The 13,488-nt window shown below is 50.5% G+C and carries 12 protein-coding genes; 7 read left to right on the top strand and 5 right to left on the bottom strand.

The window, feature by feature from the left end:
• Positions 1-33: 33 nt before the first annotated feature.
• Both FPE01S_RS14000 and FPE01S_RS13995 read left to right on the top strand, forming a co-directional pair.
• Positions 34-747 (top strand): PrsW family intramembrane metalloprotease, encoded by a 714-nt coding sequence (locus FPE01S_RS14000; protein ID WP_046369551.1) that lies wholly within the window; start codon positions 34-36, stop codon positions 745-747.
• Positions 744-1,244, top strand: a complete 501-nt coding sequence (locus FPE01S_RS13995) for a GNAT family N-acetyltransferase (RefSeq protein ID WP_046369550.1) — start codon at positions 744-746, stop codon at positions 1,242-1,244. Before FPE01S_RS14000 ends, FPE01S_RS13995 begins: the two co-directional genes overlap by 4 nt.
• On the opposite strand, the gene FPE01S_RS24950 is transcribed toward FPE01S_RS13995, so the two are convergent.
• From FPE01S_RS24950 to FPE01S_RS13980, 3 genes are all read right to left on the bottom strand, one after another.
• Positions 1,241-3,643, bottom strand: coding sequence for a pilus assembly protein (locus tag FPE01S_RS24950; protein WP_052955787.1), 2,403 nt, complete (start codon positions 3,641-3,643; stop codon positions 1,241-1,243). The genes FPE01S_RS13995 and FPE01S_RS24950 overlap by 4 nt on opposite strands.
• An 83-nt stretch (positions 3,644-3,726) precedes the next feature.
• A complete protein-coding gene (locus FPE01S_RS13985) occupies positions 3,727-4,512 on the bottom strand; it encodes a queuosine precursor transporter (RefSeq protein ID WP_046369549.1) in 786 nt (261 codons plus the stop codon).
• Positions 4,509-4,817 (bottom strand): hypothetical protein, encoded by a 309-nt coding sequence (locus FPE01S_RS13980; RefSeq protein ID WP_046369548.1) that lies wholly within the window; start codon positions 4,815-4,817, stop codon positions 4,509-4,511. Before FPE01S_RS13980 ends, FPE01S_RS13985 begins: the two co-directional genes overlap by 4 nt.
• Positions 4,818-4,849: 32 nt before the next feature.
• Between FPE01S_RS13980 and FPE01S_RS13975 the strand changes: the two genes are divergently transcribed.
• Entirely contained in the window at positions 4,850-5,767 is a 918-nt protein-coding gene (locus FPE01S_RS13975) for a glycosyltransferase family 2 protein (RefSeq protein WP_046369547.1), read from the top strand.
• 36 nt (positions 5,768-5,803) lie between these two features.
• A complete protein-coding gene (locus FPE01S_RS13970) occupies positions 5,804-8,326 on the top strand; it encodes a YfhO family protein (RefSeq protein WP_046369546.1) in 2,523 nt (840 codons plus the stop codon).
• On the opposite strand, the gene FPE01S_RS13965 is transcribed toward FPE01S_RS13970, so the two are convergent.
• Positions 8,311-9,306 carry a glycosyltransferase family 2 protein gene (locus tag FPE01S_RS13965; protein WP_046369545.1) on the bottom strand — a complete coding sequence of 332 codons (996 nt, stop codon included), beginning with the start codon at positions 9,304-9,306 and terminating at the stop codon, positions 8,311-8,313. The genes FPE01S_RS13970 and FPE01S_RS13965 overlap by 16 nt on opposite strands.
• Before the next feature lie 11 nt (positions 9,307-9,317).
• Complete coding sequence (locus FPE01S_RS13960) at positions 9,318-10,268, bottom strand: glycosyltransferase family 2 protein (protein WP_169749169.1); 951 nt, start codon at positions 10,266-10,268, stop codon at positions 9,318-9,320.
• A gap of 26 nt (positions 10,269-10,294) precedes the next feature.
• Between FPE01S_RS13960 and FPE01S_RS13955 the strand changes: the two genes are divergently transcribed.
• The 3 genes from FPE01S_RS13955 to FPE01S_RS13945 are packed head-to-tail and all read left to right on the top strand — an operon-like array spanning position 10,295 to position 13,488.
• A complete protein-coding gene (locus FPE01S_RS13955) occupies positions 10,295-11,143 on the top strand; it encodes a glycosyltransferase (protein ID WP_046369543.1) in 849 nt (282 codons plus the stop codon).
• 1 nt (position 11,144) lies between these two features.
• Positions 11,145-11,981, top strand: coding sequence for an FkbM family methyltransferase (locus tag FPE01S_RS13950; RefSeq protein WP_052955785.1), 837 nt, complete (start codon positions 11,145-11,147; stop codon positions 11,979-11,981).
• A gap of 28 nt (positions 11,982-12,009) precedes the next feature.
• On the top strand, positions 12,010-13,488 hold the full coding sequence (locus FPE01S_RS13945) for a lipopolysaccharide biosynthesis protein (RefSeq protein WP_046369542.1): 1,479 nt from the start codon (positions 12,010-12,012) through the stop codon (positions 13,486-13,488).

The raw sequence follows: 13,488 nt of genomic DNA, 5'->3' as shown, positions 1-13,488 counted from the left end.
AATTCACTAATTTCAGCGCAACAAAAGAAAGGAATGGGTTTGCTCGCATTGGCACTGGCACCGGGAATTGCCATCATCTGGTTTATTTATTCGATGGACCAATATGACCGTGAGCCCTTACGCGCACTGGTCAAGTCTTTTTTCCTGGGAATGCTCGCAGTATTGCCTGCGCTGTTACTGCAGTTGACTTTATCAACACTCCTATCCAGCTTCATTCCTGCCTCCGGATGGACCTATTACCTGCTGCTGTCTTTTGTAGCGGTAGCACTGACGGAAGAGGGATCAAAATTCATGATGACCAGGTTGTATGCCTATCCGCGACCTTTCTTCAACGAACCTTTTGATGGCATCATTTATTCTGTAATGGTGGCGATGGGATTTGCAACTTTTGAGAATATCGGCTATGTATGGCAGTTCGGGTGGGGAACTGCCCTGGTCCGGATGTTTTTATCGGTTCCCGCGCATGCCACATTCGGCGTGCTGATGGGGTATTATATCGGGTTGGCAAAATTCACCCATTCCAACGCGGCGCGATGGTTGAAACTGCGGGGTTTTTTGCTCGCGGTTTTGTTTCATGGACTTTTTGATCTTTTTTTGATGGTGCAGCAGGATAATTCGATCACCAGTCATATATCCGGTGGATATTTGTTTGGCATCGCCATCCTGTCTTACCTGGTAGCTATCCGGCTTTCCTGGCAGGCTATCAAGATGCACCAGGCTATTTCAAAGCATAATTTTCCTTCATGAGCGAAGCATTGGTAATAAGAAGCGCAGATCAGGACGATATTCCGACAATTGGATACCTGGCTCATCGTATCTGGCCCGAGACCTACCGTGAACTGATTCCGGCTCCCCAGCTGGAATATATGCTGGACCTGTTTTATAGTCCCGAAGCATTGGAAAAACAGATCCTGGAATGGGACCATCGTTTCATCATCGCGGAGATTGAACTGGAAGAAGTGGGCTTCGCTTCATTCAGTAAGGTCACCGACGCGACATGGAAGTTGCAAAAGCTATATGTGTTACCGGAAGTGCAGGGTAAGGGCGTTGGCCGTGCGCTGCTGGATATGGTAGAAGAAGAAGTGCGCACCCACTATGGCGCGCACCTTATATTGAATGTCAAAAAAGATAATCCTGCTATCCGCTTCTATGAAGCGATGGGATTCCGGATCGAGAAAGACGAAGTGATCGACATCGGCAACGGTTATGTGATGGACGATTTCGTCATGGGCAAAAACGTTTAATGCCCCCTCCTGTCCGGCCTGCCACCACCATTTCCGCCACCACCCCTGTTGCTGCTTCCCCCTTCAACTCTTGATGGAGAAGAGAACTGCCGTTGCGGCGGTGACATGCGCTGCGGTGCCTGCTGTTGCCTTTGCGGGGGATTATAACTCCTTTGCGGCATTTCCCTCCTGCTGTCGCGCTGTGGTTCGCGTTGTGGTTCACGCTGCGGTTCACGGCGGGGCGATTCTCTCCGGTCATTGACACGCTCAGGGTTGCCACCCGGCCGCGTATTGATCCTGTCGTAACTTCTTTCCGGATTATTATTGCGGTCAACCACTGTTGGTGCCGGGCGGTCGCTGTTATTATTTGGACGGGTATTGAACCTGTTGTCGGGCCTGTTACCCCCCTGGTCCGTTACAGGTCTTGGATTATCGAACCGGTTCCGGTCCGGCCTTCCGTTATCCGACCTCCCATTATCCGGGCGGTTACCCGGCCTGTTATCAGCACGGTTGGGTCGGTTGTCCACTCTGCCTGGAGTTCTGTCCGGGCGATTGTTTGAATACCGGTAGATGTCATTGCTGGCAATATTGTTTCGCTGACGATAGATATTGTTGTTGGGCCTGCTGTAACCATAATAGCCGTTGGAACCGTAACGTCCACGATTGCTCACATAAAAATGGTTATTGCGGTAGCCATAATAGCCATGGTTACGGTAATAGGGCGCGCAGTACGCAGGGCGATAGCTTACCGGTCCCCACCAGCCACCGCACCAGGTTCCCCAGGGGCGGTACCCCCAGCCATAGTTGAACCAGCCGGACGAGTAATTGAAGCCGAATGACCAGCCGTACCAGGGATTATAGTGCATGTTGAAACCCCAGGTCCAGGGCCGCGCATAATAGTAAGATCCGTACCAGGGACTATAATAATAGCCGGTTCCGTATACTACCGTCGGGCCATACACGAAAGTATTCATGTAACCAGGCGTGTAACCCATATAAACATAGTCAGGGGTGTAATCATAGATATACACATACTTCACGTTATAAACCGGGTAGCGGGGAGAGATGAGGTCAACTTCATCCGGACGGGAAGTGCTCACTGCCCATGGGCCGGAAGGTGATCCGCCCGTAAACCAAACGCCATTCTCCACGAGATAATAAGAACCCCTGTATTTGATTACGGTAGAAGCGGTATTAACGGCATAGCTCATCCGGGTACCACTGATCTTCTGGAATTCCGGAGCACCATCATAGGTTACGGAGGCAGCGGCAGACTTCCGGTCGACCCTTGCCGTCTGCGGCAACTGGGCGTCCATCAGCGCATTGCTGGCAGCGGGTGTACCGGCAACGCTGGCAAGCACGTTGTCCTTTGCCGAGCCTGCGGGAATATTGGCAAAATCAGCAGGAAGGCTGGATGCATCCACATAACTCCAGTTATTGTAAACGGAGTTGGACCGGTACCAGCGACCGGATAACAATAAATAATATTGCTGTGAAGGGATATCCATGAAAATATCGTTGGGCGAATTTTCCACATACAACAGGCTCGTGTTGTCAATGGGATTGAATGCGGGTTCGCCATTGGTCTGGATCAGTTCGGCAGGTACGGTACTCACCAGCACTTCACCAACCGGTTTGTCCGCATTATCAAACTCATTATCGAAACTATCGTCACCATTACCTTTTCCGTTGCTGGCTTCCTGTTGCTGATCCACTGCGGTCTCTACTTTTGACAGGGCAGCCGGCGGGTAAGCCTGGTAACGATAGGGTCCCGTTACGGCCGGTGCCTCATACCAGTGTTTGCCGCCATAGAGGTAAAACCGGTTGCCATCCAGGCGGACGATGGTATTGGGAGAATTGATTACCACATCCAGACCCCAGTCATTGTTGCGCTGGAACCTGGCATCACCGTCAATTACTACCAGCATCGCCGGTTTGTTTCTGAAATAGATCACCGGTGCCTTGGTTTCGAAATCGGCATCCAGCGCCTTCTTCTCTTCATTTATCTTCAGGGCCTGCTGGATATCGGCTGTCTTTACAGCAGCATGGGAACCAGGCAGCGCATTTTCCAGGAACTGCTGAATGTACTGGGACTCGTCTGCAGTGATGTCTGCAGGAAACCGGATGCCGGTGATATTCATTGATTCCAGTTCCTGAACGCCGTGTACAGCATCATTGCCGGTGTTTGAAGTTGCCCACAGCGTACCGAAAACCGGCAGCTCGGCTGATTTCTTCTGAACGGAAACGGCAGACTGGAACTGCAGGGTGTTGCCGGAAAACTGTGTCGGCTGGGGTGCATAGACTTTCAGCAGATCGCCATTGTCCATGGTAAGGGTAACGGGCCAGGATTGCGCAAAACCTGTTGTGGCGGCGACAGACATTACCAGCAACAGGCAGCTTTTCATTATACGGTACAGCATAGCCGGGTATTTAACTGATTTAACCTAAGGCGGTTGTAAGTTAGACGTCCGCAGGCATATTTCGTTTACGTTGCACCATTGGTTTAACGATTCATTTGCATCTCAAGGGCGGCTTTTTTCATGCCCGCCGCCTGCTCATGGCCCAGGTATCGCTCAATGGCGTCATGGATCCAGTAAATGAGAGGGGTGCAAAGGATGGCAACCGTGAATTTATACGAATAACCAACGAGGGCGATGGCGGTCACCCGGGGAAAGCTGAATCCCATGGAGAAATACAGGTAAATATAGGAAACAACCACAGTATCAATAAGTTGTGATACTAACGTAGATAGCGTAGCGCGCATCCAGATCCGCTTCTCGCCGGTTAGGCGTTTAATCCCCCGGAACACCCTGGCGTCTGTCAGCTGGCCGATCATAAAGGCGGTGAGCGATGCAAAGATGATGTTCATGCCCTGGCCCACTACCTGGGTAAACGCCGCCTGCATATCGGGAACCCCTTTCGCCTCCTGCGACACCCGCCACCATTCTGCCGGTACCGTATGAATGGCAATATAAAACACGACAAATACAAAAGCGATCAGCACAGCCGTTAGTACCGACAAAAACCGGACGCCTTTTACCCCGTAATATTCGTTGATGATATCGGTCATGATGAACACGACCGGCCAGGGCAATATGCCTACCGTCAGGTCAAAGGAAAGACCACTCTGCCCGAGCAGGGTGAAACTTGCTTTGGAAAAGCCCAGGGTATCTTCCAGGGAAAAGATCTTTACACCGATTATTTCGGCCAGGATCGCATTGGTAATAAAAAAGCCACCCAGGAAAATGAACAGCCGGGTGGGTTTGTCGCGGATAATATTATGGATCATAAATTCTCGTTACCTAAAGATAGCCAACCTGTAAAGAAAACAACCAGCACCAGCTGAAGGAGCAAAATAACGGCATTCACCATCCACGGAAACCATCGCGCCGGCCATGTACCCCGAAACAATCTACTGCCAATGACCTGGCCGGTGGTAAGAATATTGAGCAGCGGTGACAGCACCAGTCCGGTGACGATAATAGCCGAGGCAATTGCCGTTCCGCGGGCAAAAGGATAAAGGCGCATTGTCATCGCCGTTAGAAATGCCAGATTGGTGAGAAAGGCCAGCTTGCGCAGCAGGGAAAAATTCATAAGCCATAAAAATCAGTTTAATTTGCCAGTTCATGGCAGGGATCAGCATAATTATTATCACCTATAACCGTCCGGAAGACACCCTCGCGTTGCTGGAATGTCTCCGGCAATTCAACCACCAGGAGCAATACCTGCGGGAGATTATTTTGCTGAACAATGCCTCAACCGTCGATTACACTGCTGTTTCACAATTTGCAGCACAACAGCCTGGCTGGCCACTCCGGCTGATGGATGCGCCGGAAAACCTGGGTGTGTCCCGCGGCAGAAATTATGCTGCGGCAAAAGCCGAAGGCAATATCCTGCTGTTCCTGGATGACGATGTGCTGATTGAAGACAGGGAGTTATTGCCCAAAGTGGCCGGGGCTTTTAAGCATGAAGTTCCGGGTGGCCATCCCCTCGGTGTGATCTGTTGTAAAGTGCTGTATGCAGAAAACCGCGAGATGCAGGTAAATGCATTTCCCCATAAACAGTTTGAAGGGTACCGGGACAAATCATTTTTTCTTACTTCCTATTACGTGGGATGTGCCCACGCTATTCTTCATGAGGCCTGGCGCAAGGCCGGGCCCTACCCGGAAGATTTTTTCTACGGTATGGAAGAATACGATGAAAGCTACCGCCTGCTCGATGCCGGTTACAGGATCGCCTACGATGCTTCCCTGGTCATCCTGCACAAAGAGTCGCCGCAGGGAAGAAAACCCAGGGCGGAACAGCTGCAACATATGTGGCTGAACAAAAGTAAAGTGGCCCGCAAATACCTGCCGGGAATCTACTTCATTACCACTGCTGTCGCCTGGAGTGTCTTCTTCCTGCGTCGCAGCGGGTACGACTGGAAAAGGTTTTTCAGCGGCTGGTCGGCAGTAGCGGCCATCCCCCGAAAACTTAAACCACAACGCGTGGGAACAGAAACCAAACGTTATTTACGGTCTGTTAAAGCCCGATTGTGGTTTTGATGTCTTATTTTGCCGCCCAAACTGCAAATTAGGACTATGAAATCCACCTGGTTCCGCCAATTGCTGCCCCACCTCCTGGCAATGCTTCTGTTTCTGGTGATCGCCGCGATCTATTGCCATCCCGCCCTGCAGGGCAAAGTGCTCGATCAGCATGATATCGATGGCTGGAAAGGCATGGCACAGCAGTCCTTCGAATTCCGGGAAAAGCACGGTCACTTTCCGCTGTGGACGAACAGTCTTTTCAGCGGGATGCCCGCATACACCGTTGCTTACGAAGGCCCGGTTTTGCAGACCATCTATTTTCAGACACTGCTTACCCTCGGCCTCCCGGTACCGGTGAGCTTCTTCTTTCTTGCCTGTATCTGTTTCTATTTCCTCTGCATCGTATTCCGGATCAATCCCTGGATCGGTGCTGCCACCGCTGTCGGCTATGCCTATGCGACATTTGACCCTATCATTATTGCTGTAGGCCACAATACCCAGATGATGGCCATCGCTTACGCACCTGCCGTGATCGGATCCCTCGCGTTGATCTACCAGCGCAAATTCTGGTTGGGTGCTGCCTTGTTCGCCTTGTTCTTTGGATTGCAGATCAGTACACAGCATATCCAGATCGTCTATTATACCTGTATCATGATGGGCCTGATGAGTGTCGCCTATGCCATACATGAATTCAGGAACAAACAAGTAAAAACACTGGTACCTGCTTTTGGTATCGCACTCGTGGCAGCATTACTTGGCCTTGGCACCTATGCGGTCACCTGGATGCCGCTGAAAGAATACTCCAAAGCTACCATGCGCGGCGGTACTTCTGAACTTACCCCAACGGACAGCACGGTCAAATCTACCGGCGGTCTCGATAAAGACTATGCTTTTTATTACGGGAGTTATGGCATTGCCGAGAGTTTCAGCGTGATCCAGCCCGGTATCTATGGCGGGGGCAGCATGAGCAAAAGCCTGAAAGCAGGCAACTCTGCATTCGCATCCAAACTGGCCGAAGTAGGCATGCCCGAAGAAAATGCGGTAGCCTACGCCAATGGCTATACCTACTGGGGCGGACAGCCTGGTCATGCCGGGCCGGTTTACCTGGGTGCCATTATCTGCTTCCTCTTCATCTACGGGCTGGTGGTGGTGAAGTCCTGGCACAAATGGTGGATGGTGGCAGCTGTAGTTTTTGCCTTCCTCCTTTCCTGGGGTAAAAACCTCGCCTCCCTGAACTATTTCCTTTTTGACGTACTTCCGTTGTACAATAAATTCCGGGCACCATCCATGTCGCTGGTCATCCCGCAGCTTGTTTTTCCGCTGCTCGGCGCGATGGGATTGCAACACCTGTTATCTTCCGCAGAAACTGCAGATGCCAAATGGAAATCCTTTAAAACAGCCTTATATGCAACGGGAGGGGTATTTGCCCTATTGCTGTTCTTTTATTTCACTGCCGATTTCAGCGGACCCAACGATGCCGCTTTACGCGACCAGTTCACCGGTATGATGCTCCAGGGTGCCCAGGGGCAGCAAAACCCACAGATGCAGCAGCAGGCAGCAAGTTTCAGCCAATCGCTCATCAGTGCCCTGAAGGAAGACCGCCAGTCGATCTTCTTTGGAGGGTTCATCCGCAGCCTGTTGCTGATCGCTTTGGCCGGCGGCCTTTGCTTTGCCTATATCAGGGGAAAGATTAAACCCGTCGTGTTGCTCGCGGGGATCCTGGTATTAACCATGTTTGACCTGCTGGGTATCGCGAGCCGTTACCTGGGTACAGATAATTACCTGGACAAGGAAAATGCAGATGCAGTGTTTGCACCGAATGCCGCAGATCTTGAAATCCTGAAAGACACGCAGAAGCCCTTCCGCGTATTTGATCAGACCGACCCGCAGGGGCCTTTCAATGGTTCCAGGGCTTCCTATTTCCACGACAATGTCGGTGGATACAGCCCGGCAAAACTGAGCCTTTACGACGACCTGATCAAACGTCAGCTGTCGAAAGGAAATATGCAGGTCTTCAACATGCTGAACACAAGGTATTTCATCACCCAAAGTCCGCAGACCGGTCAGGCTTATGCCCAGAAGAATGAATCCGCCTTCGGGCCGGCATGGTTTGTAAAGTCTGTGAAAACAGTGCGGAATGCAGATGAGGAAATGGCAGCACTGGACAGCACCTACCTGCGGGAAACAGCTGTTGTTCAGCAAAAATTTGCCGCTCTCGCGGGAACACCGGCTTATGATTCAGCGGCAACGATCCAGTGGATTGAAAACGGGAATGACAAAATCCGGTATAAGACTCATGCAGCGGGCAACCAGTTTGCCGTATTCAGTGAGATCTATTACGATAAAGGCTGGAACGCTTATCTCGATAGCAAACAAGTGCCCTATACGAAGGTGAATTATGCCTTACGGGGAATGCCGGTACCGGCCGGAGATCACGAGATCGAATTCAGGTTTGAACCCACGTCTGTAACGACGAGCCGGCTGATCACTATTGTTTCCACCCTGATTGTGTTATTGCTGCTGGCGCTCGCCGCCTGGCAGTCATGGAAAAATCGCCCGGTTCAAAGCAGTTTGTAAAAGTATGGAGCATTGCGCATGATCCTGGGCGTTAGCTGCAGGAGGCGCATCATGTTGGCCGTATAACCTTTGGGCATCCGGAATGGAATGCCATTGATTCCGGGCAGCTGTCCGATCAACCATTTCAGCCACAGCAGCGGGATCTCCAGCAGGTAAAATGCCAGGTGCACCAGGAACCACCCGTTTCCAAACTGTTTGCGGATCCGAAGGAAATTTGACACGAGTAGTTGTAATCCCTTCCGGTCATACAGGTTGTAGTAGCCTTTGCCGGATGAACCGAATACTTCATTGGCGGTTGCCCCCTGCAGGTGGATGAGCTTCAGGTCTCCATAGATACAAAGTTTTCCTGCCTTGCGCAGCCGGCTGCACCATTCGATCTCTTCTGCATAGAGGAAAAAATCTTCATCAAGCAGGCCTGTCGTCTCCAGGTCATTTTTGCGGACCATGATAAATGCCCCGTTGATCCAGTCCACCATTTCCTTTCCGGCGCTATCGGGAAGGTTGGTCTTTTTAACCCCTGCCAGGGAACCGGCGGCCTTCACCAGCGAGCCGATCACCGGCAGCGGGAGGAGATGATTCAGTCCCCCGGTCATGAAGTAATTGCCGGAGATCTGCGGGCTCTGGTCCGCATTGAGCAGCTGCACACCGGCAGCGATCACCGTATCTGCTTTGAACCGGTGATAGCAGGAAGCGATGGAATGCCACGGATCAAGGATATCCGGATTCAGCAACAGGATCACTTCTCCCCTTGCAGCCCGGATCCCTTCATTATTCGCCCGGGCAAACCCGGCATTGTACCCCATGCTGACAACACGCACTTCCGGGAAGCTGGTGCTCAGCTCCGCCAGTTCGCCGGGATCCGAACCGTTATCTGCAATTATTATCTCAAGCCCGATATCGCTGACCGGCATGAAACTTTGCAGCGCATCCTTTATCAGCTGCTCAGAGCGGTAGTTGACGATAATGATGGAGAGATTCAAGTTGGCGAATTTCAGGCTTTTTTACCGTGTTTAAGATAGGAAAGGAACATCAATGCCTTTGACAATAGTCCATGCTGTAACCAGGAGCCGGGACTGCCGGAGAGATCTTCCTGTAACCGCAATATCGCTTCCGGCCATTTTCCGGGCGCATAGGCTTCCAGTTGTTCCGGCTTTAATATTTTCATATTACGCAATAGACGCCACCAGGCGTCGTATACCCATACATTGCGCAAGGCAGCAACACCATGCTTCTCCAGCAACAACTTTCCTTCAGGGAGTTCCACCGGCGGTTGATACAAACAGGATTGGGTTACCTGTGAATCACTGATCCCGACACTAACCAAAATTTCCGGCAGAAAAGTAAATGCCTTTTCCTGTTTTAGCAGCCGGACATAATATTCCATGTCTACCCGCCACTTGAGCCGCTCATCATATTGCTCCGTAATGCTCCGGTGTACCATGGTTACACTCGGCGGACCGATCACGTTGTAGGCAAGCAGGGTCATGGGTTCGGCCAGTATCCGTTTTTTCCAGGTTCCTGTCAGCGGCACTTTCTCGATATGATCACCCGCTTTTTCAAACCGGTTGATATAATCAGAAAAGATAAAGTGATTTCCCTGGCTGGTAGCTTCGGCGAAGATCCGGAGCGCATCAGGGCGGCTGAACCAGTCATCATCATGCATCAGCTTTATCCAATCTCCCGAAGCATTACCGATCGCTGCATTCCAGTTTGACGGTGTTCCGAGCGACGGTTGATTCCGGAGGTAGCGGACAGGAAATTTCGCAGACCATTCCGCTGCAAGTGCCGCTACCGTGTCATCCCGGCTATCATCACTGATCACTACTTCAAAGTGGCGGTAATCCTGAATGGCTATGCTTTCCAGGAGACGGGTCAGGTAACCCGCACGCTGAAAAGCCGGTATGCAAATGGAAATATATGGACCTGTAGCATTACTTTGCATTGCATACATTTGCCGTTTGACGAAATATGAAGATCGCTGCAGTTGTCATACTTTATAACCCCGACGAGTCATTCGTCAAAAATATCACAAGTTATGCTTCCGTCATGCAGGAAGTGCTGGTAATTGACAATTCTGAAAAACCGGACCGGGAGATCTCCCGAAAACTGGCTGCACTTACCGGTATAACGGTCATGCAGGACAGCAATAATCACGGCATAGCACACCGGTTAAACCAGGCGGCTGACTGGGCAATTTCAAAAGGTTTCGACTGGTTGCTCACCATGGACCAGGATTCTTATTTTTCTCCTGACAACATCAGCCGGTACCTGCAATGCCTCACCACGATCGCATCGCCTCAGTCGACAGCCATGGTGGGCGTGAACTACCTGAGCCAGGAAAAAGGACAACCCTGCATGGCAGACACCGTAGAACAACTGATCACCTCGGGAAGTATGGTTAACCTGGCCACTTTTCCCAAAACAGACAGGTTTGATGAAGCCCTGTTCATAGATGAAGTGGACCTGGACTTCTGTTACAATGCGATCTCGCACGGTTTTACCATTTTACAGTTTCAAAATATCCACCTGGAACATGAACTGGGAAAAAACCATCAGTTCAGGTCGCTCAAAACGTTTAAAACCACTACACGGAACCTGCATGCACCTGTGCGGCTATACTATATGGTACGCAATTTTTTGTATGTTAACAGGAAATATCCCGGGCAGTTCACCGCCGACAAGTCAAGGCGGAAGCAGGCGCTGCTGAACAGGATCAAAAACAACCTGCTCTACGGCAAAAACCGGTTGGCAGTCGCCACTGCACTGTTTACAGGGTATTCGGATTTCAGGCGCGGTCAAATGGGAAAAAAGAAATAACATGCCAGCAATAAAACTCTTAGGCAACCTCTATACAGATCTCAGGCAAAAAATTGCTGGCAGCTTCCGCAACAAATATTCACCGGTGGGCATCCGCTGGTCGAACCTGAAAAGGTTAAGGGCGTTGCCGGCCGCGCAGGAAAACAGCTTCCGCTTTAAAGGGTCACTGGTACATTTCAGGGATAGTAACGAACTGTTGCATGCCATCGATGAGATCTACCTCCAGGAATTATACAAATCGGATATTACGGTTGATGATCCATGCATTTTCGATTGCGGTGCACATATCGGAATAAGCGTGTTGTATTTCGCCTCCCATTTTCCAAAAGCCAGGATCATTGCCTTTGAGCCGGATCCTGCCAATTTCAGGTTGCTGGAAAAAAATATTCCTGCTGCTGTTTACCCGGGGATTGAATTGCGGCAGGAAGCCGTGTGGAAAGAGGATACGACTATTCAGTTCAGTACAGGGGAAGGAATGAGCAGCAAAATCAATACAGATACCACGTCGTCACGGTCAATAAAAGCTGTTCGCCTGAGAGACCTGATCAATCAGCAGGTGGACCTGCTCAAGATAGATATTGAGGGCGCTGAATACGAAGTATTAAAAGACATCCAACCTGTACTTGGCCAGGTGGAGCGAATCTTTGTAGAATATCATGGAAGTTTTGGGCAGAATAAAGAGCTCAACCACCTGTTGTCCATCCTGACGGATTCCGGCTTTCAGTATTATATCAAAGAGGCGAATCCCTCATACCCAACGCCTTTTGCACGAGGGACAGAAAAGCCTGTTTATGATGTACAACTTAATATTTTCGGATTCCGGGATACCAACGGTTAACGATAAATCAGATTGACTTAGAAAATCTATGAGCACCATCCAGAAAAAAAGCATCCAGTCGACGATCATCATCATGGGCGCTTTTGCTATTGGTGCATTCAACCTCCTGGTACTGGCGCCAAGAATCCTGACCACTGAACAGTTCGGTCTTACCCGGGTGATCGGGGACGCTGCCCTAACCCTCGCAACGATGTGTACACTCGGCTGCCTGCCGATCATCTACAAGTTTTTTCCTTTTTATAAAGCCTACCTGCCTATTGAGAAGAACGACCTTCCGTTCTTTACCGGGATGGTCTGCCTCACCGGGCTGATCGTCTGTTGTTTCATCGGTTGGCTTTGCCGGGACCTGATTGAAAAGAAGTTTATTGAGAAGTCACCTTTATTCGTCAACTACAGCTACCTCGTATATCCCTATTGCGTCTGCATACTGGGCTTTATGTGGCTGGAAAGTTTTACGATCTCCTTCAGGCGCAGCAACCTGTCCAATGCATTGCGTGAATTCGTTCCGCGGATCCTTTTTACGCTGCTGCTTGCCCTCTATGCCTGGAAACTCATCAGCGACAAGGGATTTTACCAACTGTTTTCCCTGAGCTTCCTGCTGCCGGCACTGATCCTCTTTATCGTATTGAGGGGCACCGGCCGTTTCCGTTTCGTGACCACCATGAGCCCGGTCACCAGCAGGCTCAAGGGAAAGATGATCAGCTTCGGACTTTTCATATTCGGTTCCCAGTTCCTGAACCTGTTATCCAAAACAGCAGACACTTTCATCATTACGGGAAAAAGTCCCGGTGGATTGGCTGACGCAGCCGTATTTACCATAGCCACCTATGTGGTGACACTAATGGAAGTTCCGCAACGCAGTATGAATTCCGTCACGACGCCTGTATTGGCCGAAGCCTGGAAAGACAAGGCGATGCTTCGCATCAGGAGTATTTATGTAAAAAGTGTAACCAACCTTTTATTGGTGGGGCTGACGATGTTTGGCCTGATGTGGCTGAATCTTCACAATATTGCAGGTTTTTTAGGCAAGGATTTTTCTGGGGTGGACACTGCAATACTGATCATGGGCATCGGAAAACTGATCGATCTTGGCACCGGTGCGAACAGCCAGATCATTGGTACATCATCTTACTGGAAAGTTGATTTTACAACAAACGTCATCTATACCATCATCGCCTTGCCTTTGAATTTCTTACTCATAACACATTTCGGAATTAAGGGTGCTGCCTACGCAACCCTGATCTCCCTGAGCTTCTATAACCTGATGCGTTTCGGCTTCCTCTGGTGGAAATTCAACATGCAACCGTATACCTGGAAAGATCTGCTCGCCGTCGTTCTGGCCATTGCAGGGATCCTGCTGGTCAAACTGGTGCCGCACAGGGCGGATTTTATCGTGGATGCCATTATCCGGTCGATCCTGTTCATTGCCTTCTTCGCCACCGCAATCTATGTCAGCCGGATCTCCGAGGAAGCGAACAAATACGTCGACCGTTACCTGAAACGCTGA

The organism is Flavihumibacter petaseus NBRC 106054 (assembly GCF_000974785.1).
GTDB classification, from domain to species: domain Bacteria; phylum Bacteroidota; class Bacteroidia; order Chitinophagales; family Chitinophagaceae; genus Flavihumibacter; species Flavihumibacter petaseus.
The sequence above is the reverse complement of the archived record's forward strand: the minus strand, read 5'-3'. Positions and strand labels throughout refer to the sequence as shown.

Excerpts from the sequence above, each read along its gene's own strand:
- FPE01S_RS14000 (WP_046369551.1), top strand. The coding sequence starts at position 34 with ATGGGTTTGCTCGCATTGGCACTGGCACCGGGAATTGCCATCATCTGG.
- FPE01S_RS13995 (WP_046369550.1), top strand. The coding sequence starts at position 744 with ATGAGCGAAGCATTGGTAATAAGAAGCGCAGATCAGGACGATATTCCG.
- FPE01S_RS24950 (WP_052955787.1), bottom strand. The coding sequence starts at position 3,643 with ATGCTGTACCGTATAATGAAAAGCTGCCTGTTGCTGGTAATGTCTGTC.
- FPE01S_RS13985 (WP_046369549.1), bottom strand. The coding sequence starts at position 4,512 with ATGATCCATAATATTATCCGCGACAAACCCACCCGGCTGTTCATTTTC.
- FPE01S_RS13980 (WP_046369548.1), bottom strand. The coding sequence starts at position 4,817 with ATGAATTTTTCCCTGCTGCGCAAGCTGGCCTTTCTCACCAATCTGGCA.
- FPE01S_RS13975 (WP_046369547.1), top strand. The coding sequence starts at position 4,850 with ATGGCAGGGATCAGCATAATTATTATCACCTATAACCGTCCGGAAGAC.
- FPE01S_RS13970 (WP_046369546.1), top strand. The coding sequence starts at position 5,804 with ATGAAATCCACCTGGTTCCGCCAATTGCTGCCCCACCTCCTGGCAATG.
- FPE01S_RS13960 (WP_169749169.1), bottom strand. The coding sequence starts at position 10,268 with ATGCAAAGTAATGCTACAGGTCCATATATTTCCATTTGCATACCGGCT.
- FPE01S_RS13955 (WP_046369543.1), top strand. The coding sequence starts at position 10,295 with ATGAAGATCGCTGCAGTTGTCATACTTTATAACCCCGACGAGTCATTC.
- FPE01S_RS13950 (WP_052955785.1), top strand. The coding sequence starts at position 11,145 with ATGCCAGCAATAAAACTCTTAGGCAACCTCTATACAGATCTCAGGCAA.
- FPE01S_RS13945 (WP_046369542.1), top strand. The coding sequence starts at position 12,010 with ATGAGCACCATCCAGAAAAAAAGCATCCAGTCGACGATCATCATCATG.